Consider the following 25,141-nt stretch of genomic DNA (forward strand, 5'->3'; position numbering starts at 1 on the left):
ATTGGTATTATTATAATCTATTCTAAATTAAAAGAGTAAATTTTTATAATCTATTCAATTGCGATTGAAAATAACTAAATTTTTCATCTATTTATAACAATAGAATCAATCCCTGAATAGGTATTTATAGAATTCAAAGAAATTTAATATATTCTCACTAAGAAAATCATAAAACTTATCTACTTTTTATTAAATACCTGTTATATAATACCATTTCATTACCAATTATTTGTTAGAACTGATCAGCATAGATAGCTGTACGAAGGCTTTTTGTTCTAATTAATATTTAGTTGAAGAGGAGAAGGAATTGAGTTTAGCCGAATTTGTTATGACTACTGAAATTGATTCTGATGGCTTTTTTTGCTCAAAATTGATAAATAACAGTGGGCGTAAGATTGATAGTTTTTCTTTTTGTTTTAGTCTACTTTCTCCAGTTAAGTCCCAACAAAATTGTGTTGTTACTAAAAGTATCGGTGGTTATTCTGAGCTTTCTCATCCCTCCAAGCCAACTTTACACGCAGGCGAAGAGTGGAGTTTTAAATATGGCTATGCATTAGATAGACATTCACCACTGAATTATACTTGGGGACCACAAGGGGGTTTTTTAAAACTTCAAAACGGTAACATAATTAATCTAAGTATGACAGATATAGAATTGCAACATATCTCCTCCGTGGCACCAACCCTCAAAGTAATGGGTGATCATATTATTCCCTCTGAGTCATTAAGGTTGGTGCCACAACCTTATCTTTGGAATCCTAGTGCCGGTGTTTGTAATTCAAGTGGATTTTTGAATGTTGTTTTAGATCAATCTGAGGTCATTATTAAGAGTTATAAAGCTGCCTCAGATCTTGGAAAAAGAATTAATATTGATATACTCCCATCAAAAACAAATCAAAATTTAAATGATACTTCTACATCATTACTGGTGAAATTTCAAAAATTCTCAGATGCTTCTGCCTATAATTTAACTATCACTAGTGATGTTATTGAGCTAACTGCTGGAGATGAAAGTGGTTTCTACTATGGCCTTGTATCACTCCTCCAGTTGCATCAAACGTATCATAAGTTAATTCCTTGCGGCTTGATTAATGATAAGCCTCGTTTTAGTTGGAGAGGTCAGCATCTTGATACAGTCAGACATTTTTATTCCGTTAAAAGTCTTTTAAGATTACTGGACTTAATGAGCTTATTTAAACTTAATAAGTTTCATTGGCATGGAACTGATGATGAGGCATTTCGTTTCAATCTTGATAATAACTATGAGCTTGCTAATGCAACAGCACAAAGAGGTAATAATCTTCTTGTACCACCTGTTTTTGGCTCTGGCCCAAATCCTACTGGAGGGAGTTATGATAAAGTTGATATCCAGAAAGTTACAGAACGGGCTGCAGCAAATTATATTGATGTTATGCCTGAATTCGATCTACCAGGCCATAATATGGCTCTAATTAACTTCTGCCCTTCTGTTCGAGATTCACAAGATAAAAGTAATGAGGTTTCAGTCCAAGGCTACTCAGAAAATACACTTAACCCAGCAATGCCAGAAACATTTACTCTCATTGAGTCTTTAATTGATGATTTGTGTGACGCTTTTCCAGGTGATTATATTCATTTGGGCGGTGATGAAGTTGCTCCAGAATCGTGGACAAAATCTCCTGCAATTGATGAATTGAAATTAAAGCATGAGCTCGATAATGGTAAAGATATTGCTTCTTGGTTTATTAACAAGCTTTCTCAAAGAGTAGAGCAGAATAACAAAAAAACGGCTTCTTGGCAGGAGGCCGAAGATGGTAATCATAAAGATACAAAGACAGAAAAACTATTATTTTCTTGGCAAAATCTTGAGTCTGGTTATAAATTAGCTAGAGATGGATTCAAGGTTGTTTTATGTCCAGCAGAGCATATTTATTTTGATATGGCTCAAAGCAACAATTATAGTGATCGAGGTCTTAATTGGGCTGCAATTGTAGAATTTGAAGATACCGTTGACTGGCAAATTATTCCTGAAGATGAACCAGAACTTGAGACAAATATTGAGGGTATTCAAGGCCATTTATGGTCTGAAACTATTCTTGAGGACAGCGATATGGAGGCTATGCTTTGTCCTAGAATTATTGGTTTAGCAGAGGGTGCCTGGTCGAGTGCGGCTAGTAAAAGAAATGGCAGTGAGTTAAGTACTTTAATTCTTAATAGTTTTAAAGATTTATTCAATCATATTGGATGGAGTTGCTATCAGAGTCAAAATTTTGATATCATGTCCGATCCATTAACGAATAAGGAGGCTTTGGTAAGTGAGTAGTTTTATACAAATGCTTAAACCAAAAACTAAATCACAAACAACAACAATGTTTGCTTGGGCTTTGATTGCGCCTGCTGCACTGGTTATGTTTTGGATTGTCCTTTGGCCTCTTTACGAAACCTTCCGCCTTTCTTTCACTAACTCAAATCTTGGAACTCTTATGGGGGGTGCTGATTTTATTGGCTGGGAGAATTATGAAAAAGCCATAGGTGGTAGGAAATTTCCTGCCATTGTCACGCGAACCTTTTACTGGATGTTTCTTTCAGTTGGTTTTAAGATGATTTTAGGTTTGATTGGTGCTACGCTCTTAGCAAGTAATATAAAGGGTCGTGGTATTATGCGCGCTCTGGTAATGCCACCATGGATTGTACCAATAGCTATTGGTTGTTTTGGTTGGGTATGGCTTTATAATGGTCATTTTGGCTTACTCTCAAACTTTATTGAGATGGTCGGTATCACTAATGGGCCCTTTAGTTTCTTAGCCTATAAGCAGAGCGCTTTTTATTCAGCAGTTGTAACAGACGTCTGGATTGGAACACCAATGGTAACCTTATTCTTCCTAGCGGCAATGCAAGGGGTTCCAAAAGATTTATATGAGGCTGCCTATGTTGACGGCGCATCAAGGTGGTATCGTTTTAGAAGAATTACTTTGCCACAAATTATGCCTACTATTGTTTCTATGGCATTATTATCTGCAATCTGGACTTTTAACTCATTTGAAATTATATGGATTCTGACAGAGGGTGGCCCTCGTGGTGCAACTACTACATTAATTATTGACACTTTTAAGACGGCAATTTTCAGTTATAAATTTGGTGCTGGAGCAACTAGAGCCGTTCTTGTTGTTTTAATATTAGGTGTATTTTCAGTAATATATTTAAGTGTTTTAAGCAGATTAAGCAAAAGGTATGACTATGGGGGTGTTCAGAAATGATGGATAAATACTCATTACTGCATAAAATTGGAATTTATGCCTCTTTGGCATTATTCATATTGTTTATGCTATTGCCATTTGTTGAAATGTTCATAGCATCCCTTAGACCAATAACTCATTTGTTTACGCGTCCGGATATAGCACTAGGAGAAACTATGAGTTTTGGTGATTTTATGAGTCGATTCTGGTCGGATACTATGAGTTTTCAGGCTTATAGAGATATGTGGGTTACCGTCCCTCAATTACCACGCTATATATTTAATAGCGTATTCATAGCATCAGCGGTTACTCTTTTATCAATGTGCTTTATTGTTCCGGCTGCTTATGCCTATGCACGTTTTAACTTTCGAGGAAAAACAACCAGTCTTACCCTCTTTTTAGCAGTAAATATGTTTTCTGGAGCGGTTCTTTTAATACCTTTATATAAATTATTACGCTCTTATGGTTTATTAAATACTTATTGGGCAATGATTATCCCTGGTGTGGCATTCCTTATACCAACTGGAATATGGCTACTTAAATCTTTTTTAGAAAAGATTCCTTATGAGCTAGAGGAGGCAGCATTTGTTGATGGCGCATCTCGCCTTTATACTCTAAGACGTGTTATCCTTCCCCTAGCGGTCCCAGGTTTAATTGTTGTAGGTGTTGCAATGTTTATTGGTGCTTATGCACAACAATTTTTATTTGCAATTACCTTTAATCAAAATAGAGATTACATGCCACTACCGGCTGGTATTTTTGAGTTTATTGGCTACCAGACTGTACTTTGGAATGAAATGATGGCAGCAAGTCTTGTTGGAGTTCTGCCCGTGTTGTTAATTTTCCTGTTTATGCAGAAACATCTCATATCAGGATTAACTTCAGGGGCGGTAAAGGAGTGAGAGTTAAAAGTCTCACATAAAGTGTTACTAGGATAATTTAATTTTAGTAATTTGATGTAAATAGAAAAGGAGAAGTAAATGAAAAATATACAAAAAGCACTCTTCTTGGCTGTAATGAGCGCCGGTTTAATGGCTCCAGTACAAGCTGAAGAAGTACATATGATTATGTGTGGCGGTGAAATCCGTGAAGCTGATCAAGTAGTAATTTCTGCTTTTGAAGCTAAATACTCAGGCGTTACTGTTAACGCTGAAGCAGTTCCTTGGGGAACATGCCAGGACAAATCAATGACACTAGCAGCAGCTGGTGACCCAGCTGGTTTGGCTTATATGGGCTCACGTACTCTTAAGCAACTTGCTCGTAGTGGTCTGATTATCCCAGTAGATATTGCTGATGATCAGAAGGAAATGTATCAGCCAGGTATTCTTAATACCGTATCTGATGGTGGAAAAACTTGGGGCTTCCCTCACGCTTTCTCTACTAAAGCTCTATTCATTAACTGTGGTTTAGTTGAAGAAGCGGGTATGGCTTGTGTTGCTCCAAAGACATGGACAGGTATGTATGCAATGGCTAAAGCTATCAATGATAATACTTCAGCTGCAGGTATTGGCATAACTGGAAAAGACTTTGATAACACTATGCACCAATTCTTAAATTACTTATACAGTAATGGCGGAACTGTAAATGATGCAGATACTGGAGAGATAACTTTTAATAGTCCTGAGACTATCGAGACTCTTGAGTTCTATGGTAAGTTAGCTGGTGTTGCACAGGAAGGCCCAATGGGCTATGAGCGTGGACAGTTGACCCAGTTGTATAACGATGGCCTTATTGGAATGTACATTAATGGTCCATGGGGTGCTGGTCAGCATAATGACAATATTGCTGAAATAGTTGTCCCTATTCCTGCTGGTCCTAGTGGTTCAAGTGGAACATTATTAATTACTGACTCAATTGCAGTGTTTAAGGGTTCTGCTAACGAAGCTTTAGCAATGGAGTTAGCTTCTATGCTTTCATCTGGTGAAGCACAGTATGACCTAGATAAGAGCTGGGGTTTAACACCAATCATGCAGTATGAGAAGATGATGGATGATGTTTACTATACTACTGACTACTGGCAGACATTTGTTGCGCCAATTGGTAGTGGTGGTCCAGAGCCAATGTTTGAAGACTTTAAAGCATTGCAAGCTGGCATCAATGGTGCTATCCAAGGCATGATCTTGGGTGAAGGTTCTGCTGCTGATCTAGTTGCAGAAGCTGCTGAAATTCTAGCAGAAGGTAATTAAGTCAATCAGTTGACTATTTCAGGGGTAGCTAATTGTTACCCCTGAATTTTTTTTAAGGCTTACTTCAAAAAGAGGCTTACCAAAACCCCCTTTTGAAGATTGCTTTTAGAAGATGAAATAGATAATTTAAATGCGCACTAAGCATGCGCTTTTTTTTAAGGAAGAAAGAATGGCAACAGTAAAACTTGAAAATATTTATAAAAGTTTTGATGAAACAGAAGTTTTGTTTGATATTAATTTAGAAATAAAGGACAAAGAATTTGTTGTTTTTGTAGGACCATCAGGTTGTGGAAAAACAACTTTATTAAGAATCATTTCAGGGTTAGAAGAAGCTTCCACAGGAAGTGTCATTATTGATGACAAAGATGTCTCTAATGAACCTCCAGTTGAGAGAGGAATTGCAATGGTTTTTCAATCTTATGCCCTCTATCCACATCTGTCAGTTTTTGAAAATATAGCGTTTCCGCTTAGAGTCGCAAAAATTAATGAGAAGGAACTGGAAGAAAAAGTATTTAAGGCTGCTGATATTCTTCAGTTAAGAGATCGTTTAGATTTTAAGCCAGGTCAGTTATCAGGAGGTCAGCGCCAAAGGGTTGCAATTGGCCGCTCTATTGTAAGGGATCCAAAAGTATTTCTTTTTGATGAGCCTCTATCCAATCTAGATGCTGCTCTTAGAGGAGATATGAGGGTTGAACTGGCAAAGCTCCATCAAAATTTAAAGACTACAATGATTTATGTGACGCATGATCAGATTGAAGCTATGACTATGGCTGATAAGATTGTGGTTTTGCGTGATGGCGTTATTGAGCAAGTAGGCTCTCCAATGGATTTATATCATAATCCTAAAACAAAGTTTGTTGCAGGTTTTATTGGTCAGCCAAACATGAATTTCCTTAAAACAACTGATACAGATATTAAAAATAAAAAACTATCTGTAAATATTGGTGACTTGACTTTGGACTTGGATGTTGATGTCTCAAGTGCAAAAGCAGGTGATGAAATAGATATTGGAATAAGACCAGAGGATTTGGTAGTTTCTTCATCAAAAGGAGGTATCCCAATGAGTGTTGAAGTTGTTGAACATATTGGAGCAACAGTTATCTTGTATGGGTCTGTTTTGGGTAATAGTAATTTCTGTGCTGTTCTTCCAAGTGACTCAATCATTAAACCAGGTGAAACTGTTAACCTAGTTTTTGATTCTTCCAAGTGTCACGCTTTTAATTCAGCAGGGCAAGCGCTTAAGAAAACATATAAAAAGAAATAAGAGAGTAATCATGAAAACTGGAATTGTTGGTTTAGGTTTAAGAGCTGCAAACGTTCTAAAAATGCTTATAGAGGATTTACCAGAGTTAGATTTAGTTGGCTATGTTGATCCTGATCCATGTGGTTTATCTTTACTTGATAATGTCCCACATAATTTAATAAGATTTAATAGCCTTGAGGAGATGATTGAAAAATGCAATCTTGATCTTCTGTGGGTTGCATCTCCAAACCATCTTCATCTTGAGCATATAAAATCTGGTCTTGAGGCTGGCTTAAAGGTATTCTCAGAGAAGCCAATTGTGACGACAAAAGAAGACAGTTTTAGCTTAGCAAAACTAATAAAAAAATATGGCGAAAGCCAATTAATTGTGGGTCTTGTTTTGCGTTACTCAGTCCATATGCGAGAACTAAGGCGAATTCTAGATGCAGGAACCCTAGGAAATATTACTTCACTTGAAGCTAATGAGCATATAGCACCATTTCATGGATCATTTTTTATGAGAGATTGGCGCCGACTGGAAAAATATTCAGGTGGTTTTATGTTAGAAAAATGTTGCCATGATATTGATTTATATAATAGTATTGTTGGTGATAGGCCATCGAGAGTTATTAGCTTTGGTGGGCGAAATAATTTTATTCCTTCAGAGGCACCTGCTGGAGATGAGCATGATGATGTTTACCAAATTAAAAAATCCTATTGGGAGAGTGCGGATGATCCATTCAGAAGTGACGCTGACATAATTGATCATCAGAATGCATTATTAGAATACCCTGGAAATGTAAGCTTTTCGTTTCATACGAGTATTAATGTCCCTGATGAACAAAGACGTTTTTGTATTATTGGCAGTCGAGGAATGGCTGAGGGAGATTTTGGAAGAGGTGGGCTTAAGATTACAGATGCGCGAACGGGAGAGTGCCTAGAGGATCATGACTTTACAGTTTCTATAGCCCCTGGTGAGGTAAATTACCCAGCCCATTATGGTGCAGATAAATTAATGTGTGAAGATATTGCAAGTTTTCTGAAGGGTGATTTAAAGTCCCTTCCTGTTGGACCTAAAGAAGCTATTACTGCGGGTCTTGTTGCTTTGGCAATTGATGAAAGTATGGTATCGGGACAAGTTGTTGATATGACTGAAACTTGGAAAGAATTAGATTCATTGTATTAAAGGAGTAGGGTTTTGATTAAAGGCATAAGTTATCTTTCTTTTGAAAATGGACTAGCAAATACTGAGTCAATAGAATCTGCATTAGCGCAAACAAAAAAATTTGGTTTCGATGCACTTGAGCTTGGTATATCCACAGAGGGTATCTTAACCACCAATACCTCAAAAGCTGAATGTTTAAAGATACGACAAACTATTGATGACTCAGGTGTTTTTGTAGATAGTATGGGTACAGGAATAAGTTGGGGTATTAGTCCAACCAGTAATGATGAGGCTATTCGAAAAAACTCAATAAAGCTTCATGAGGATGCACTGAAAGTTGCTGGCAATCTTGGATGTAAGGCATTATTAATTGTACCTGGAGTCGTTAAAAGCCCAATTTCTAGTGATATCGTTCGTTATGATAGAGCTCTTGATCGCCTAAGAGATGCGCTCAATCATCTGCTGCCAATTGCTGAAGATCTAGATGTTGATTTATGTATGGAGAATGTGTGGAATGGTTTCTTTTATTCACCCATTGAGCTTAGGGATTTTGTAGACTCTTTTACTTCAGATAAATTAGGTATTTATTTAGATATAGGTAATCTTATTGGTTATCAGCAGTATCCTCCCCATTGGATTGAGTTGCTTAATTCTAGAATAAAAAGAGTTCAAGTAAAGGACTTCCAAGAAAATTTTGACTGGACTGGTAGTTTTAGTTTTTGTGATCTCGGAGCTGGTGATGTTCCTTGGAAAGAGACAATAGATGCACTTAAAGTAATTAATTATCAAAATACAATAATTGCAGAAATGCTTCCTTGGGATGAAACTATTTTGTCTCGTACATCTGCAGCAATGGATCAATTATTTGATTTTAAATAGTTATTAATATGACAAAAAAAGTAAAAATTGGCTTAATTGGCTTAGGAAGTATGGGGTCAACACACCTAGATATTTATTCCAAATTAAATGATGTTGAAGTAATTGCTATTGCCGATTCAATCCAGAGTAGACTGGATGGATCAAGCAAAGCTGAGGGGAATATTAGCGGTCAGGCTGAAGGGGGAGTTGTTGGTCTTAATGTAAAAAAATATCTTGATGGTATGGATCTTATCAATAACCCAGATATTGATGCAGTTGATATATGTGTTGGAACAGATCTTCATTTTATTTTTGTTGAGGCAGCACTTGCAAAGAATAAACATGTTCTCGTTGAAAAACCATTAGCTAGAACTTATGATGATGCAAAAAAAATCATTCAATTGGCTAAACAGCAATCTTCATGCCATGTCATGTCAGCTATGTGTTTAAGGTATTGGCCAGCATGGGTTTTTCTTAAAGAAGCAATCGAAAATAATACTTATGGAAAATGTTTGTCTCTTAATTTTAAGAGACAGACAAGTTTTCCTGGCGGTGCTTTTTATTCTGATGGTAATCAGTGTGGAGGCGCACTTTTAGATCTTCATGTTCATGATACTGATTTCATTAATTATTGTTTAGGATCACCAGATGCGGTCTTTAGCCAAGGTTATAAGGGCCCCAGTGGTGATTTTGATCATGTTGTTACAAATTATATTTTTAATAATAATTCACCCCTGGTGAGTTCTGAGGGTTCGTGGACAATGCAGGAGGGTTACGGATTTAATATGTCATATACTGCTAATTTCGAAAACGGAACTCTTAGCTATCTTTTAGATGAAGGTGAAACATTAAAACTATTTGTTGCAGGGTCTGATCCTGAAGTTATAAATTTAAAAGAAGGGATGGGATATGAGTTTGAAATTCGTACCTTTATCACTGAGATTTTAGCTGGAAATAAGACAAACTTTGGCTTGTTGCAGCAAGCTGCAAAAACAATTGCTATTATTGAGGCTGAGAGAAAAAGTATTGAGAAATGCTCAATTGAACCTGTAAAAAACTAACTCAATACTTAGGCTAGTAAGTTCCCAGTTTGTACTCATCCCAAACTTGTTGTGCAAGCGCACCAATATATTCATCAGAATTCTCTAGAGCCTGTTTAATCCAAAACCTAGCCTCTAAGGTATTTTTAGCATCCCCTTTGCCAAGTAAGTACATCCTTCCAAGGTTATACTGAGACGGGGCATCACCCTGCTCTGCAGCTTTCATAAACCAACTGAAAGCAAGCTTATCATTTTGTGCAGCACCTTGCCCCCTGAGATAAAGATTGGCTAGGTTATATTGAGCATTAACATTGTCCTGTTCAGCAGATTTTTTATACCACTCAATTGCCATCTTAAAATCTTGGGCTGTTCCTTTACCATTTGCATGCATCCATCCAAGGTTATATTGTGCTCTGGCATTTCCATCTCCAGCCACTAAAGTCCATTCAAGAACAGCATTTTCATAGTCACCACTAGCATATGCTCTCTGCCCATCTATGTAATCAGCAAAGGCAGAAGTAAATAATGATATTGATAGAAGAAAAGCAACAAGAATTTTATTTTTTGACATATTTTTCCTTTAATTATTTTGTATAACAATATTAGAGTTATATTTATGCGATATATTAACATACTTGGTGTTAAATATGCAGGTTTGAAAAGACCTTGATTTATTAATTATTAGCTTGATTCACTATAGAATAGATTTAATAAATTTAATGTAAATTTTTTTTATTTTTTTATTTTTTATATGCCATGTTAGAAATAAAAAACAAAATTCTTACTCTATTAATTATCTTATTTGGTTTTTCTGGATTTGGATCGACTCAAGTTTTTGCAGAGGAACTTCGAGTTGCAGTAGCTAGTAACTTTTATCCAACAATGAAAAAAATTATAGATCTTTATGAGTTAAAAAAAACTAATTCAAACAATTCTCATAAAGTCATACTTATTTCTGGGTCATCAGGTAAACATTTTGCACAGATTATAAATGGCGCCCCTTTTGATATATTTTTTTCTGCTGATGAAGAGAAACCAAGATTGCTAGAAAAACAAGGAAAGGTAGAGCCTGATTCAAGATTTACATATGCAAAAGGCAAGTTAGTACTTTGGAGTCCAAGGAATGACTTTGTCGATTCAAGTGGTGAGATTCTTAAGCAAGATGATTTTAAATTTTTGGCTATTGCTAATCCAAAAATTGCACCTTATGGAAAATCTGCAGAAGAAACTTTGAAATCGCTAAAGCTTTGGAAAAAAATGCAAAAAAAGATAGTAAGAGGTGAAAATATTGGTCAGACTTTTCAGTTTGTTAGAAGTGGTAACGCCCAACTAGGCTTTGTTGCCTATTCGCAGATTATAGGATCTGATAATATTATTGATGGTTCATTTTGGGAGATCCCGGAGTCTATTTATACTCCAATCAATCAGCAAGCAGTCTTACTAAAAGCGAGCAATGCTGGTAAAGATTTTTTATCATTTATTCAAAGTGATGAATCTTTAAGTATTATTTTAAAATCAGGTTATGCTTTACCATAATGTTAAATGAAGTTGATCTAAATGCTATTTTAGTTACCATTAAATTGGCAACTATAAGTACCCTAATTCTCTTACTGATAGGTACGCCAATTGCCTGGTGGCTGTCAAAAACTAAGTTTAAATTTAAAGCAGTATTTGAGGCAATAATAGCTCTACCATTGGTTTTGCCTCCAACAGTTTTAGGTTTTTATCTTTTAATTACTCTCGGTTCAAATGGACCTGTTGGGAAGTTTTTAGAATCTATCGGGGGCTCTTCCTTGGCTTTTACTTTTAGTGGCCTTGTTATTGGATCAGTAATTTACTCGATGCCTTTTGTAGTTCAACCACTTCAAAATTCTTTTAGTTCTATTGGTAGAAGGCCTTTGGAGATTGCAGCCACTTTAGGCGCATCCCCTATAGATCGTTTTTTTACTGTTGCAGTTCCACTAGCTCGCTCTGGTTTCATAACTGCAGGTGTTTTAGGATTTGCTCATACAGTTGGAGAGTTTGGCGTTGTTTTAATGATTGGTGGAAATATTCCAGGAGAAACAGGGGTAATTTCTATAGCAATATATGATCATGTAGAGGCTATGGAGTATGGTCAAGCACATTGGTTAGCAGGTGGTTTATTGATACTTTCTTTTCTAATGTTGATGATGGTTTATATTTTTAATCGCCGTTTTTCAATTATGAGGAATAGTGATTAGTGATTGAATGTAATCTGAATATTAGATTAGGTAACTTTATGCTGGATACTAATTTTAGTATTCCAGATAAAGGCATTACTGTCATTTTTGGAGCATCAGGTTCGGGAAAGACAACGCTTCTAAGGACCATAGCTGGGTTAGAGAAGACTGTAAGTGGATTTCTTAAAATTGGTGATGAAGTCTGGCAAGATGGAGTAGACTTTGTTCCTCCTCATCAACGATCAGTTGGTTATGTTTTTCAGGAGCAGGGTCTTTTTAATCATCTTGATGTAAGGGGTAATCTTGATTATGGGATTAAACGTTCATCAGCTGTTGATGATGTTTTTAGAGACTCAATATTAAATTTATTAGATATCAAACCTTTATTTAATAGAGCTATTGAAGAACTTTCAGGTGGCGAGAAGCAACGGGTTTCAATTGCAAGAGCCCTTCTAATTAAACCTAATATTCTACTAATGGATGAACCTCTTTCCTCACTTGATTTAAAACGTAAAGAAGAAATCTTGCCTTACCTTGATGCACTTCATGATGAGTTGGATATCCCACTAATATATGTAACACACTCTCCTGATGAGGTATCCAGATTAGCTGATTATCTTATTCTTATTGATAATGGTAAGGTTATTGGATCAGGCAAAATTGAAGATATATTAACAAGATTTGATTTACCAATTTCACATGGAGTAGGGGCTACTTCAATCATTGAGGCTAACATTGTTGGTCGAGATGAGAATTACGAGTTAATGCATCTTGATTTCTCAGGGGAGATATTTGTAGTTGCAGATAACCGCTCTGAAATTGGTCAAACAATTCGACTAAGGATTTCAGCTCGTGATGTAAGTCTTACAAAAGAAAGGCAAAGTAATACTAGTATATTAAATATATTTAAGGCAGTAGTTGATGATGTTGTGCCTGAAGGTAAATCTCAGGTTATGATTAGACTCAAAATAAAAGACAGTATTATTCTATCTTGTATTACTCTTAAGTCAGCTGAAATGCTTAATATTAAAATTGGTTCAAAAGTTTATGCTCAAATAAAGAGTGTAGCTTTATTGTCTTAAGATTTTTTTTTGAGCTTTTAATGCACTTCAGTGGCCATTCTTAATCTTTTTATTGGACGCTCATCGATAAAGACATGAATTATTGCAGTAATAGCTGCAATAATAGCTGCCCACCACCATACTTGATTATATGATCCGGTTGTATCAAAAAGGTATCCTCCAAGCCATACACCAGTAAATGATCCTATCTGATGATTAAGAAATACAATACCATAAAGGGTCCCCATAAACCTTAAGCCGAACATCTGAGCTACTAATCCTGAGGTAGGTGGAACTGTAGCAAGCCAGAGTAATCCAGTTGCAAAAGAGAATGCATAAATTGTTAGTGTTGAGATTGGAATAATAAGAAATAAAACTATAACAATGGACCTAGCTGCATAAATAAACGTAAGTATCCATTTTTTTGAGTAAATACCAGAAAGATGACCAGAAACTAAAGATCCTACAATATTACATAGACCAATAATTGATAAGCTTATCGCTGCAATAGAACTATCAAAGCCTTTATCTGCTAGGTAAGAGGGCATGTGAACAGTAATAAATGCTAGTTGAAATCCACAAACAAAGAATCCTGCAATTAGAAGCCAGTAATGAATATGGTTTGATGCTTCACTTAGTGCTTCTTTAAGGTTTTGAGCTGGTTCATTGTCAATATTAATATTACTTTTAGCGTCACCCCTAAATACAGGAGCAAAAAGAATCATTGATAGAGCACCAACCGCCATAATTATAAGTGCAATTTGCCAGCCATAAGCAACAAGAAATTCCCTGGCTACAGGTATAAAAAAGAATTGTCCAGCAGAACCAGCAGCAGTTCCAACACCAAGAGCAAAGGCTCTTCTTTCAGGCCTAACCATTCTTGCCATAGCTGGAAGAACAACACCTAATCCTGTACCTGCAATTCCCATCCCTATTAGTATTCCAGCTCCTATGTGAAGACTGATGAAGCTATCAGCAGTAGCTGTAACATAAAGTCCTAGAGAATAGAGAATAGAACCAACAACTATAACTCTTGTAGTCCCAAACTTATCTGCAAAGGCTCCAGCCAATGGTTGAGATAATCCCCACAATAGATTTTGAAGTGCCAAAGAGAATGCAAAAATTTCCCGTCCATATCCAAATGTTTCTGAAACAGGTTTTAAGAATAGACCAAGTGAAGATCTAAATCCAAAATTAATAGCTAGAAGAACGCAAGCTAGAATGATAGCAATACTGAATAATTTTCTATATTGTTGCATTTTTATATTAACTTTAAAACTATCGACAGTATAACCATAATTATTTGACGGGCTCCTATATTAGTATTAATATAACCTTATAAATGTTAATATTAAGTTAGGAGTTAAGAGGTGCGAATACTTGTTTTTCAACACGTTGATTGTGAACATCCAGGCTCACTCAGAAAGTTCTTGGCTGATGATGGGGTTGAGTGGGATGCTATTTATTTGCATCGAGGTGATAAGATTCCTAGTTTCGATAATTATGATGCACTCTGGGTTATGGGAGGCCCAATGGATGTTTGGGATGTTGAGGAGTATCCATGGCTTATTGATGAAAAAGCAGCAATTAGAGAATGGGTAAGTGATCTAAGAAAACCATACTTAGGTCTTTGTCTTGGCCACCAGTTACTTGCAGATGCCCTTGGGGGTACATGTGGACCCCAGAAAATACCAGAAATTGGTGTACTTGAAATTGAACTTACTGAAGCAGGAAAACAAGATCCACTTCTTAAAGGAACAGCCCATTCTCAGAAGTGCCTTCAGTGGCACTCAGTAAAAGTTGCTCAGGCTCCAGAGGGAGCAGTTATCTTAGCTAAGTCAGATGTATGCTCAGTTCAGGCAATGAGAATTGGAGAAAATGCTTGGTCAATGCAATATCATGTTGAGATTGAGCCAGATACAGTAGATAATTGGGGGGCAATTCCCGAGTATGCTGAGGCACTTACAAATACACTAGGAAATGATGCATTATTAGGTCTTAAAAAAAATACAGATAAAAATATGAATCAATGTCTGAGTTGTGCCAAACAAATTTATGAAAACTTTATGCATTCTTTCGTTTAATTGCCTATAAAGGTTTTGTTATTTATGCCATTTTTTTAAAAAATATATAGCTCTAAACACCATTACTCTAAAGGGAAATCGGTTCTAAAAAGTCATACAAATTGTATAAATTTTTTCAAATGTAAATTTAATGATTGACACCGAAAATAAATCAAGGTATCTTTCGGGTTTTTAGTAGCCTAAATTACAAATTTTTTTGAAGGAATTATCATGAGTGAAGAAGAAGATTTTGATTTAAATGATTTAGATGATAAAGAGCTTGTAGAACAAATTCAAGATGACCTTTATGATGGTCTAGATGCAGAGGTTACTGAAGGCACTAATATACTCCTTAATCGTGGTTGGGATGCAAATGATGTATTGGGTGAGGCACTAGTTGGTGGTATGAAAATCGTAGGTGTGGATTTCCGTGATGGTATTTTATTCGTCCCAGAGGTTTTGAAGTGTGCTGGCGCGATGAAGGGTGGTATGAAAATCTTAAGACCTATTCTGGCTGAATCAGCTGAAGACACTTCTTTAGGTAAGTTTGTAATTGGAACTGTTAAAGGTGACATTCATGATATTGGTAAAAACCTAGTTGCAATGATGTGTGAAGGTGCAGGTTTTGAGGTTATTAATTTAGGTATTAATAATCCAGTTGAAAACTATCTTGAAGCTATTGATGAGCATGAACCTGTTATTGTGGGTATGTCTGCACTTTTAACGACAACTATGCCTTATATGGGTGTTGTTGTTGAAGAGATGGAAAAAAGAGGTATGCGTAAAGATACACATATAATGTGTGGAGGTGCTCCTCTGAATCAAGAATTTGCAGATTCAATTGGTGTTCCTGCCTATGGACGTGACGCTGCTCGAAGTGCTGAAATGGCTGAAGAGTACGTACGTGGTATGGATAAAAAGCGTGGTCATCGATAAGAAAAATTCAGATAAAGCTAAAAAAAGATTAGTTTTAGGCTGCGGTGCACTAGTATATGACCTTCTTAGATTAATAAAACAAAACCCCACTTTATCAGAAAAAGTTAATTTGCAGTGTTTACCAGCAAGTTGGCATAACTCACCCCAATTAATAGCACCAGGAGTTGAAGATTACTTATCTGAGAATGCACATCTTTATGAGGATATTTATATCGCCTATGCTGATTGTGGAACAGGGGGTGCTCTTGATAGAGTGATAGAGAAATATGACGCAAAGCGAATTGATGGAGCTCATTGCTACGAATTTTTTGCTGGCTCTGAGGTTTTTGAACAGTTATCAGAAGAAGAGTTAGGGACTTTTTATTTAACAGATTATCTAGTTAAAAACTTTCATAGAATTATGATTAAAGGTCTAGGTCTTGATAAACATCCTGAGCTTTTTGAAGTTTACTTTGAGCATTATAAAAAACTGGTATATTTAGCGCAAACTGAAAATGAGCAATGGCAAAAAGACGCTAAGCAGTATGCCAAGGATTTTGGTTTTGATTATGAATATAGACTTGTAGGAACAGGGGATCTAAATTCAGTTTTTGATGAAATAGATATTCAATCTTTATAAATTTAATAATAGATTAAAAGTAAAAATATGTTCAAAATATTTATTAAAAAAATAGCAACTTATTGGAACTAAAGAAATGTCATTACTAAACCCATTTGCAGCAGCTAAAGAAGATACAAAAGTTAGTAATGAACTTAAGGATTTTCTGACTGATTTTTCCATTGAAGTTATGCCTCGCACCTCTGCAAAAATTGAAAGCTTTACAGAAATTCTTCCAAAAAATACCAGAGTATATATTGCCCACATTGAGGGTGTACCAATTGAAGAGATGGTGCAAACAGCGAAACGAATAAGTAGTGAAGGATTTGCAGTAATGCCTCATTTTCCAGCTCGTATAATCAAAAATAAAAATATCCTAGAACAGTGGATAAAAATGTATCAAGATGAGGCAGGAGTTGATCAAGCTTTACTTTTGGCAGGAGGAGTAGTCTCACCTCATGGAGATTTTAAAAATTCGATGCAGTTGGTTGAAACAGAACTTTTTGAAAAATATAATTTTAAAAACCTTCACTTTGCTGGTCATCCTGAGGGTAATAAAGATATTGATTATGACGGCTCAACTAAAAATATTGATGAAGCTTTGATATGGAAACAAAGTTATAGTGAGCGCTCTGATATTGATCTAGCAATAACAACACAGTTTTGTTTTGAGGCAGATCCAGTAATTCAGTGGGCGAATTCGCTGATCGAAAATGGCATTAATATTCCTATACACATTGGAGTAGCTGGACCTGCAAAACTGCAAACTTTAATAAAGTTTTCAATTGCTTGTGGAGTTGGCCCTTCTTTAAGAGTTCTCCAAAAAAGAGCAAAAGATATAAAAAAATTATTATTACCGTTTGAACCAAATGACTTTTTAGAAACTTTAGCGCTACATAAAAAAACAAATCCAAGCTTTAATATAACTAATATTCACTTTTTTCCTTTAGGTGGAATAAATACCAATGCGACTTGGATTAATAATGCAAAAAATAATTAACAATAGGAGTAAGTAAATTGGCAACAACAACATTATCATCTGCAACTAAAGAGGTAACAATTGGTTTTGGCCATCCTTTCGTAATGATTGGTGAGAGAATAAATCCAACTGGAAGAAAAATTTTGGCTGCAGAAATGAAAGAAGGCGATTATTCAAGAGTTATAGCAGATGCTATTGCCCAAGTTGCTGCTGGTGCACAAATGTTAGATATTAATGCAGGAATCCCTTTAGCAGATGAGCCAGCGATATTAGCTGAATCTATAAGGCGAGTTCAAGAAGTCGTTGATGTGCCAATTTCAATCGACTCTTCAATTATAGAGGCCCTTGCATCTGGACTTGCTGCATATCAGGGAAGAGCGCTAGTGAATTCTGTCACGGGTGAAACTGAAGTTTTAGAAAGGGTACTGCCATTAGTGAAAAAGTATGATGCTGCTGTTGTAGCAATTTCCAACGATGAAACTGGAATTAGTGAGGATCCTAATGAGAGATTTAAGGTTGCAAAAAAAATCGTTGAGCATGCTGCGGATTATGGCATCAAGCCACAAGATGTTGTTGTAGATCCTTTGGTTATGCCAATTGGAGCGATTTCTCAAGCTGGTAACCAAGTTTTTGAGCTTGTAAGAAAACTTCGTAATGAGTTAAAAGTTAATACAACCTGTGGAGCATCAAATGTTAGTTTTGGATTACCGCAACGAAACGGTATTAATAATGCTTTTTTACCTATGCTTATTGCAGCAGGAATGACTTCTGCTATTGTAAATCCATTGCATCCAGAATTGGTCCAAGCAATTCGAGCTGGAGATGTGCTTACTGGCGTTGATGATGGATGTACTACTTGGATAAGTTCCTATAGAGAGCCTGCAGCCGAAGGAAGTAATCCCAAAGAGGAAAGGCGCAGAAGAAGACGCGCATAGCTTATGTCTGGCATTGAGTATAAGGGATCTTGTGTTTGTGGATTGACTTCTTATATAGCTTTTGATTTGAATGACATATCATATTGCCATTGTGTGCAGTGTCGAAAGATGACAGGACACTTCATGGCTGCATCTCAAGTAAGTAGAGAGAATATTAAAATCAAGGGTAAGATAAAATGGTTTTATACTCATGAAGGTTCAAGGCACGGTTTTTGTGATAATTGTGGAGCGAATATGTTTTGGCAAAATGATAATAAGCCTACTATAAGCGTTACAGCAGGAAGTATCGAAGATTCTAAAGAACTGGGTACCTGCCACCATATATTTACTGATGAAAAAGGATGTTATTATAATATTAACTCTGATGAGCCTCAAAGTGAAGGCTATGATGATATGGTAGGGAGTTCGGAGTAGTATTATGGAAGATGTCCAGCAAGTTTGTTTTACCCCGTCAGGTCGCCAATATAAAGGCGAAGCTGGAGATACTTTGTTGCAAGTTGCCCAAGATGCTGGCGTTGCTATTCGTTCATTGTGTGGTGGTTATGGTCAGTGCCATCAATGCTGGATTGAAGTTTCAGAAGGCTCACACCCTAAATTTGGAGTTGATTGCAAGCCTGAAAATGTTAGTGGTATCACGAGTCTTGAAAGGCAATTAATCATTGATAATCCAAGTTATAAAGGTAAGCGATTAGCTTGCCAAACATGTATTCAAGGTGACTTAGTAATTGACGTACCTGAAGATAGTCAAGAGCACAAAGCTTATATAAGCAAAAAAAATTCGAAACAAGATTACTCTATTTCAAGCTCAATAACTCTTATAGATTGCACTCTTGAAGAATCAACGCTAGATGAAAATCCTTCAGCCTCTGAAAACCTATTGGCTCAGCTTGAAAAACAGGGTATTAATGCAACAATTGACTTTAATCTATTGAGGGGACTGCAGCCACTTATTCATGAAACAAAGGGAAGTCTCACAGTTGCCGTTCGGGATAAAAATCAAATTGTTGCGGCCTATCCTCCAGGGAATCACAAGGTATTTGGTGGTGCAATAGATATTGGCTCTACAACTTTAGCTCTCTATGTATATGATTTAAAAGATGGTGAATTAGTATTTGAATCTTCCTCAATGAATCCACAAATTCGTTTTGGTGAGGATTTAATGAGCAGAGTTTCTTATGTCATGATGAATAAGGGGGGTGATGAAAAACTAACTACTGCTGTAAGAACCAAAATCACTGAGATGCTCCATGAGGCTTGTGAAAATCTAGAAATTGAGTGGGATAAACTATTAGAGGTTGTTTTGGTTGGTAACCCAATTATGCATCATATATTTTTTGGTATTTCACCTGTTGAACTTGGTCAAGCTCCATTCACATTATCAATACGCAGCTGGCTTGATGTTGATGCAAAAGATTTAGATTTTGATTTACATCCTAAAACTAGATTATCATTTTTACCCCTTATTGCAGGGCATGTTGGGGCAGATACTGCTGCAGCTTACCTTAGTCAAATGGATACAATGCATTCCGAAACAACTTTGTTGGTTGATATTGGTACAAATGCAGAAATTATGCTCGCAAAAGAAGGTCAGGTGTATGCTACCTCTTCTCCAACAGGTCCAGCTTTTGAAGGAGCTGAAATTAGTTCAGGAGTTAGAGCAACTTATGGAGCTATCGAACGAGTAAGAATAGATAAAGATACTCTAAAGGTTAGATTTAAGGTGATCGGTTGTGATGCTTGGTCAGATGAGCCAGATTATGAAATGCTTAAAATGCATGCTGTTGGTATATGTGGAAGTGGGATTATAGAGGCAATTGTTGCTTTTGCTGAGGCAGGGATTATTGATCAAACTGGGCTTTTTGTAGAATCAATTGCTCCAGAACTTTTTTCAAAAAAAGGCAATACCTCTCGCTTTTTATTAGTTGATCAAGGTGAGAAATCAATTTATGTCGAGCAAGTAGATATTCGTTCCATTCAATTAGCAAAGGCCGCTTTGTCTGCAGGCGTATCAATCTTAATGGATTATCTAAAGTGCAATGAGTTTGATAAAGTATTGTTAGCTGGAGCTTTTGGTGCTCATTTAGATGCTAGGTATGTCGCTCTTTTGGATATTATTCCAACTTCAACTGCAGAAAAAATTATTTCTGTTGGTAATGCTGCTGGTGTTGGAGCAAGTGCAGCATTATTAGATGTAAATAAACGTAAAATAATAATTGATGCAGTTGATAAAGTTGTAAAAATTGAGACTGCAACTGAACCAAAATTTCAAGAGTATTTTGTTGATGCTATGAAGTTTAGTGTGTCACCTATCAAACAACAAGAAACCAAAAAAGTTAGACGCCGAAAAAGAGTGTCTTAGGTTTATTAAGGAGAAGTTTAATGGCAAGAGAAAGAAGAAGACGTAGGGGTGGATCAGCTGATGGATCTGAAGCGCAGGGTGTTCCTAAAGCGCCAGCTTACATTAAACGAAAAATACCACACTATAGTATTCTAAGTGATGAAGATCTTAGTATTATTGAAGAAAATGCCGATACGATATTAGAAGAGATTGGTATTATTTTTTCTGAAGACCAAGAAGCTCTTGATATACTTGAAAAAGCTGGTGCTAGTATTGATGGAGAGAGAGTTAGATTTCCAAAAGGAATGTGCCGTAAACTAATTCAAGACAATGCCCCAAGACAGTTTACTCAATATGCTCGTAATCCTGAGAGAAACGTTGAAATTGGGGGTGACAATATGGTTTTAGTCCCTGCTTATGGCCCGCCATTTGTTCATGATCTTGATGAGGGACGACGTTATGCAACTATAGAAGACTTTAGGAATTTTATAAAACTTGCTTATATGTCAGATAATATCCATCATTCTGGTGGAACTATTTGTGAACCAGTAGATATTCCAGTAAATAAGCGCCATTTTGATATGGTTTATAGTCATATCAAATACTCAGATAAAGCTTTCATGGGGTCTGTTACAGCAGCTGAAAGAGCTCAGGATACAGTTGATATGGTTAAAATAGTATTTGGTGATGAATTTGTTGATAAAAATTGCGTATTAATCAGTTTGATTAATGCTAGCTCTCCAATGTCATTTGATGCCACAATGCTTGGTGCCCTTAAAGTGTATGCACGAAATAACCAGGCAACAATTGTAACGCCTTTTATTGTAGCAGGCGCTATGGCACCAACAACTGCTGTAGGTGTTGCAGCGCAGAGTCTTGCAGAGGGTATGGCGGGTATGGCATTTGCCCAAATTCTAAGGCCTGGTACACCAGTTATTTATGGTAATTTTGTAACTGCAATGTCTATGAAATCGGGTGCTCCTACATTTGGAACCCCTGAGGCAGCACACATGATGAATATTTCTGGAGCACTAGCAAGAAGATTGGGTGTTCCATTTAGAAGTGGTGGTGGTTTTAATGGTGCAAAGATGCCTGATGCTCAAGCAGGCTATGAGGCTGCTAATACTATGCAAGCAACCTTAAATGCAAGTGTTAATTTTAATCTACATACTGCTGGATGGTTAGAAGGTGGGCTCTGTATGAGTTATGAGAAATTCATAATGGATGCTGATCAAGCAGGGATGATGAGAGTTTCTGCAGAAGGCATTGATATGACTGAAAATGGCCAAGCAATGGACGCGATTCGTGAAATTGGCAGTTTTCCAGACGATACACCTAAGCATTTTTTAGGCTGTGAGCATACTAAGAAGAATTTCAAGACTGCTTTTTACATGTCAGATGTTCTTGATGATAATAGTTTTGAAAAATGGGTTCAGGATGGCTCAAAGGATACAGCAATGATTGCAAATGAAATATATAAAAAAATGCTTTCAGAATATGAGCTTCCTCCACTTGATCCAGCTGTAGATGAGGCTTTATTGGCTTATATCAAAGATCGTAAAGATAGTTTTGAAGATTCTAATATCTAAAAAAAACTAAATTTGGTATTTAGTATAATTCAAGATTTAACGAATTTAATTATCAATATTTAATTGAATTTGTTAGATAATGTTGCCGACTATAATTTATAGATTGAATTTGATAGTTTTTTCTCCACTTGAATAAACAGTTTTCAAGTGTTGAAAACCTATTCACTTTTTATAATTTTATGCATATTTAGGAGAAAAAATGAGTGAGTATAAGACAGATATTGATATTGCTAGAGGTGTTACGGGTGAGCATATCAATGAAATAGGAGCTAAGCTTAAAATTAATAAGGATGATTTAGTTCCTTTTGGTCACGATAAGGCCAAGATCTCTTGGAATGCTATTGATGGTGTTCAAAAGAATAGTGATGGAAAGCTTATTTTAGTAACTGCAGTTACTCCTACGCCAGCTGGGGAAGGTAAAACAACTACCTCTGTTGGGCTAACTGATGGGCTGAATAAGATTGGTAGGCAGACTACAGTTTGTTTGCGTGAGCCAAGTTTAGGGCCATGTTTTGGTATGAAGGGTGGAGCTGCTGGTGGCGGTTTTGCTCAGGTTATTCCAATGGAAGACATTAATCTACATTTCACTGGTGATTTTCATGCTATTACATCTGCCCATAGTCTGCTATCTGCGATGATTGATAATCATATTTATTGGGGCAATTCTACTAATATTGATAGTAGAAAAGTTACATTTCGAAGAGTGGTCGATATGAATGATAGGTCACTTCGTACAATTACCTCCTCACTTGGTGGCTCCACAAATGGCTACCCTCGTGAGGATGGATTCGACATAACAGTTGCTTCAGAGGTAATGGCTATATTTTGCTTATCTCAAGATTTGAAAGAGCTGGAGGAAAGACTTGGCAATATCATTATTGCTTATACTCGAGATAAGACGCCAGTTCGAGCAAAACAAATCAATGCCCACCAAGCAATGACAGTTCTCCTCAAAGATGCTTTTAGACCCAATCTGGTTCAAACTTTAGAGGGTAATCCTGCCTTAATTCATGGCGGACCTTTTGCAAATATCGCCCATGGTTGTAACTCTGTAATTGCAACTAAAACTGCTCTTAAACTATCAGACTATGTGGTTACAGAAGCTGGTTTTGGTGCTGACTTAGGTGCTGAAAAATTCTTTGATATTAAATGTCGCAAAGCAGGCCTTGCTCCTGATGCAGTTGTTTTGGTAGCCACTGTTCGAGCCCTTAAACATCAAGGAGGTGTCGCCAAAGCTGACTTAAATAAGGAAAATACCAAAGCGCTTGCTGCAGGCTGTATAAACCTGGGCAGACACATTCGCAATCTTAGTCAATTTGGTGTACCACTTGTTGTTGGTATAAATAAATTTGTTACTGATACTGATGCAGAATTCCAGGTCATTAGAGACTATTGTGAAGAATTCAATGTTGAAGTAAGTGTTACAAGTCACTGGGAACACGGTGGTGATGGCGCTATTGATCTTGCAGAGAAAGTTGTTAAACTTGCTGACTCAGGCGCTTCTCAATTTAAAACGTTGTATGATGATGAGATGCCACTTTTAGAAAAAGTTGAAACAGTAGCCAAAAACCTCTATCACGCTGATGAAGTTCTAGCGGATAAGACAGTTCGGGATCAACTTAATTGGTATCAAGATAATGGCTTCGGCCATCTTCCAGTTTGTATCGCTAAAACTCAATACAGTTTTTCAACGGATCCTCAATTATTAGGCGCACCTTCTGGCCACTCTATGTCAATCAGAGAAGTAAGGCTTTCGGCGGGCGCTGAATTTGTAGTTGTTGTATGTGGTGCAATTATGACCATGCCTGGATTGCCAAGAGTTCCTGCTGCAGATAAAATTAAGTTGGATGAGAATGGCTTAGTACAAGGACTTTTTTAAAATATGTCAGTTATCGAAACAGTTAACTATGAGATTCATAAGGTGGAAGATTTGAACCTTCTAGAATCTAGTGATTGTATCGCAATTGAAGAGCCACTTGAAATAGCTATTCGATATTACAAGGGGCGTGAATGGATACTAGAGCCACTTATGGTAACAATGAGAACTCCTGGCGATGATGAATCTTTGGTTAGTGGTCTCCTGTTTTCTGAGGGAATTATTCAGGATAAGGAAGCAATTGATAAGATTGAAGTAAATGGTGAGAATAAAGGAAAATATGATGTAAATAACTCTTTAATTGTTACTCTAAAAAAAGGTAATCAATTGGATCTAAAAAATCTGCAGCGGCATTTTATGGTTAATTCAAGTTGTGGCGTTTGTGGAAAAGGAACTTTAAATGCTATTGAAATTGCTTATGAGCCAGATATTGATAAAAAAGGTCCATTGGTTGATAGAGCGCTGATTACGGAGTTACCAAATTTATTAAGAGAGAGACAGGAACAGTTTGCAAACACTGGTGGAGTCCATGCAAGTGCATTAGTAGGTATGAGTGGAGAGGTTTTTCATTTAGCTGAGGATGTAGGAAGGCATAATGCGCTTGATAAATTAATTGGTTATGTAAGGTGTAATGATATGTTGAACCCTCTTGAGCAATTTATAATGTGCTCAGGTCGTCTGGGTTTTGATATTATCCAAAAAGCATTAATGTCTAGGGTAGGAATGATAGTGGGTATTGGAGCACCAACCTCACTAGCACTAGATTTAGCAAGAAAATTTGATATTACATTAGTAGGTTTTATCAAAAAAAATAAATATAATATATACACTGGCGCTTGGCGCATTAAGTAGAAAGCA

Annotated in this window: 23 protein-coding genes; 21 read left to right on the top strand and 2 right to left on the bottom strand. The window is 36.5% G+C overall.

Annotated features, from left to right (window positions below):
• Positions 1 to 307: 307 nt before the first annotated feature.
• From CRN91_RS01965 to CRN91_RS02000, 8 genes are all read left to right on the top strand, one after another.
• On the top strand, positions 308 to 2,302 hold the full coding sequence (locus tag CRN91_RS01965) for a beta-N-acetylhexosaminidase (protein ID WP_114114779.1): 1,995 nt from the start codon (positions 308 to 310) through the stop codon (positions 2,300 to 2,302).
• Between the two features lie 10 nt (positions 2,303 to 2,312).
• Complete coding sequence (locus CRN91_RS01970; protein ID WP_114114780.1) at positions 2,313 to 3,236, top strand: carbohydrate ABC transporter permease; 924 nt, start codon at positions 2,313 to 2,315, stop codon at positions 3,234 to 3,236.
• Positions 3,233 to 4,117, top strand: coding sequence for a carbohydrate ABC transporter permease (locus CRN91_RS01975; protein WP_114114781.1), 885 nt, complete (start codon positions 3,233 to 3,235; stop codon positions 4,115 to 4,117). The genes CRN91_RS01970 and CRN91_RS01975 overlap by 4 nt, the downstream gene beginning before the upstream one ends.
• A 78-nt stretch (positions 4,118 to 4,195) precedes the next feature.
• A complete protein-coding gene (locus CRN91_RS01980) occupies positions 4,196 to 5,401 on the top strand; it encodes an ABC transporter substrate-binding protein (protein ID WP_114114782.1) in 1,206 nt (401 codons plus the stop codon).
• A 169-nt stretch (positions 5,402 to 5,570) separates the two neighbouring features.
• A complete protein-coding gene (locus CRN91_RS01985) occupies positions 5,571 to 6,665 on the top strand; it encodes an ABC transporter ATP-binding protein (protein ID WP_114116048.1) in 1,095 nt (364 codons plus the stop codon).
• Between the two features lie 10 nt (positions 6,666 to 6,675).
• Positions 6,676 to 7,830: a Gfo/Idh/MocA family protein gene (locus CRN91_RS01990; RefSeq protein ID WP_114114783.1), complete on the top strand. Its 1,155-nt coding sequence runs from the start codon at positions 6,676 to 6,678 to the stop codon at positions 7,828 to 7,830.
• A gap of 12 nt (positions 7,831 to 7,842) precedes the next feature.
• Positions 7,843 to 8,688 carry a sugar phosphate isomerase/epimerase family protein gene (locus CRN91_RS01995; RefSeq protein WP_114114784.1) on the top strand — a complete coding sequence of 282 codons (846 nt, stop codon included), beginning with the start codon at positions 7,843 to 7,845 and terminating at the stop codon, positions 8,686 to 8,688.
• Between the two features lie 8 nt (positions 8,689 to 8,696).
• Positions 8,697 to 9,728, top strand: coding sequence for a Gfo/Idh/MocA family protein (locus CRN91_RS02000; RefSeq protein WP_114114785.1), 1,032 nt, complete (start codon positions 8,697 to 8,699; stop codon positions 9,726 to 9,728).
• Positions 9,729 to 9,741: 13 nt separating this feature from the next.
• Here CRN91_RS02000 and CRN91_RS02005 read toward each other — a convergent pair whose 3' ends face one another.
• Positions 9,742 to 10,278, bottom strand: coding sequence for a tetratricopeptide repeat protein (locus tag CRN91_RS02005; RefSeq protein ID WP_114114786.1), 537 nt, complete (start codon positions 10,276 to 10,278; stop codon positions 9,742 to 9,744).
• Positions 10,279 to 10,463: 185 nt separating this feature from the next.
• On the opposite strand from CRN91_RS02005, the gene modA reads away from it, so the two are divergent.
• Genes modA through modC form a run of 3 tightly spaced genes read left to right on the top strand, consistent with a single transcriptional unit; the run spans position 10,464 to position 12,990 of the window.
• A complete protein-coding gene (modA, locus tag CRN91_RS02010) occupies positions 10,464 to 11,243 on the top strand; it encodes a molybdate ABC transporter substrate-binding protein (protein ID WP_114114787.1) in 780 nt (259 codons plus the stop codon).
• Positions 11,243 to 11,929: a molybdate ABC transporter permease subunit gene (gene modB, locus CRN91_RS02015; RefSeq protein WP_114114788.1), complete on the top strand. Its 687-nt coding sequence runs from the start codon at positions 11,243 to 11,245 to the stop codon at positions 11,927 to 11,929. The genes modA and modB overlap by 1 nt, the downstream gene beginning before the upstream one ends.
• Positions 11,929 to 12,990 (top strand): molybdenum ABC transporter ATP-binding protein, encoded by a 1,062-nt coding sequence (gene modC / locus CRN91_RS02020; protein ID WP_114114789.1) that lies wholly within the window; start codon positions 11,929 to 11,931, stop codon positions 12,988 to 12,990. The genes modB and modC overlap by 1 nt, the downstream gene beginning before the upstream one ends.
• Positions 12,991 to 13,007: 17 nt before the next feature.
• Here the strand turns inward: modC and CRN91_RS02025 are convergent, their stop codons facing one another.
• Positions 13,008 to 14,228: an MFS transporter gene (locus tag CRN91_RS02025; protein ID WP_114114790.1), complete on the bottom strand. Its 1,221-nt coding sequence runs from the start codon at positions 14,226 to 14,228 to the stop codon at positions 13,008 to 13,010.
• Between the two features lie 111 nt (positions 14,229 to 14,339).
• Between CRN91_RS02025 and CRN91_RS02030 the strand changes: the two genes are divergently transcribed.
• From CRN91_RS02030 to fdhD, 10 genes are all read left to right on the top strand, one after another.
• Positions 14,340 to 15,053: a type 1 glutamine amidotransferase gene (locus CRN91_RS02030; RefSeq protein WP_114114791.1), complete on the top strand. Its 714-nt coding sequence runs from the start codon at positions 14,340 to 14,342 to the stop codon at positions 15,051 to 15,053.
• A gap of 210 nt (positions 15,054 to 15,263) precedes the next feature.
• Complete coding sequence (locus CRN91_RS02035) at positions 15,264 to 15,968, top strand: cobalamin B12-binding domain-containing protein (protein ID WP_114114792.1); 705 nt, start codon at positions 15,264 to 15,266, stop codon at positions 15,966 to 15,968.
• A complete protein-coding gene (locus CRN91_RS02040; RefSeq protein WP_114114793.1) occupies positions 15,955 to 16,587 on the top strand; it encodes a DUF1638 domain-containing protein in 633 nt (210 codons plus the stop codon). The genes CRN91_RS02035 and CRN91_RS02040 overlap by 14 nt, the downstream gene beginning before the upstream one ends.
• A gap of 76 nt (positions 16,588 to 16,663) precedes the next feature.
• The gene (locus tag CRN91_RS02045) at positions 16,664 to 17,566 is read left to right on the top strand and encodes a methylenetetrahydrofolate reductase (protein WP_114114794.1); all 903 of its coding nucleotides are present in this window, start codon (positions 16,664 to 16,666) and stop codon (positions 17,564 to 17,566) included.
• 17 nt (positions 17,567 to 17,583) lie between these two features.
• Positions 17,584 to 18,480 carry a dihydropteroate synthase gene (locus CRN91_RS02050; RefSeq protein WP_114114795.1) on the top strand — a complete coding sequence of 299 codons (897 nt, stop codon included), beginning with the start codon at positions 17,584 to 17,586 and terminating at the stop codon, positions 18,478 to 18,480.
• 3 nt (positions 18,481 to 18,483) lie between these two features.
• Complete coding sequence (locus tag CRN91_RS02055) at positions 18,484 to 18,894, top strand: GFA family protein (RefSeq protein WP_114114796.1); 411 nt, start codon at positions 18,484 to 18,486, stop codon at positions 18,892 to 18,894.
• Between the two features lie 4 nt (positions 18,895 to 18,898).
• Positions 18,899 to 20,839, top strand: coding sequence for an ASKHA domain-containing protein (locus CRN91_RS02060; protein WP_114114797.1), 1,941 nt, complete (start codon positions 18,899 to 18,901; stop codon positions 20,837 to 20,839).
• Between the two features lie 20 nt (positions 20,840 to 20,859).
• Positions 20,860 to 22,407 carry a trimethylamine methyltransferase family protein gene (locus tag CRN91_RS02065; RefSeq protein ID WP_114114798.1) on the top strand — a complete coding sequence of 516 codons (1,548 nt, stop codon included), beginning with the start codon at positions 20,860 to 20,862 and terminating at the stop codon, positions 22,405 to 22,407.
• A 199-nt stretch (positions 22,408 to 22,606) separates the two neighbouring features.
• A complete protein-coding gene (locus tag CRN91_RS02070; protein ID WP_114114799.1) occupies positions 22,607 to 24,286 on the top strand; it encodes a formate--tetrahydrofolate ligase in 1,680 nt (559 codons plus the stop codon).
• 3 nt (positions 24,287 to 24,289) lie between these two features.
• On the top strand, positions 24,290 to 25,135 hold the full coding sequence (fdhD, locus tag CRN91_RS02075) for a formate dehydrogenase accessory sulfurtransferase FdhD (RefSeq protein ID WP_114114800.1): 846 nt from the start codon (positions 24,290 to 24,292) through the stop codon (positions 25,133 to 25,135).
• Positions 25,136 to 25,141 lie beyond the last annotated feature (6 nt).

It is taken from the genome of Candidatus Thioglobus sp. NP1 (assembly GCF_003326015.1).
GTDB classification, from domain to species: domain Bacteria; phylum Pseudomonadota; class Gammaproteobacteria; order PS1; family Pseudothioglobaceae; genus Pseudothioglobus; species Pseudothioglobus singularis_A.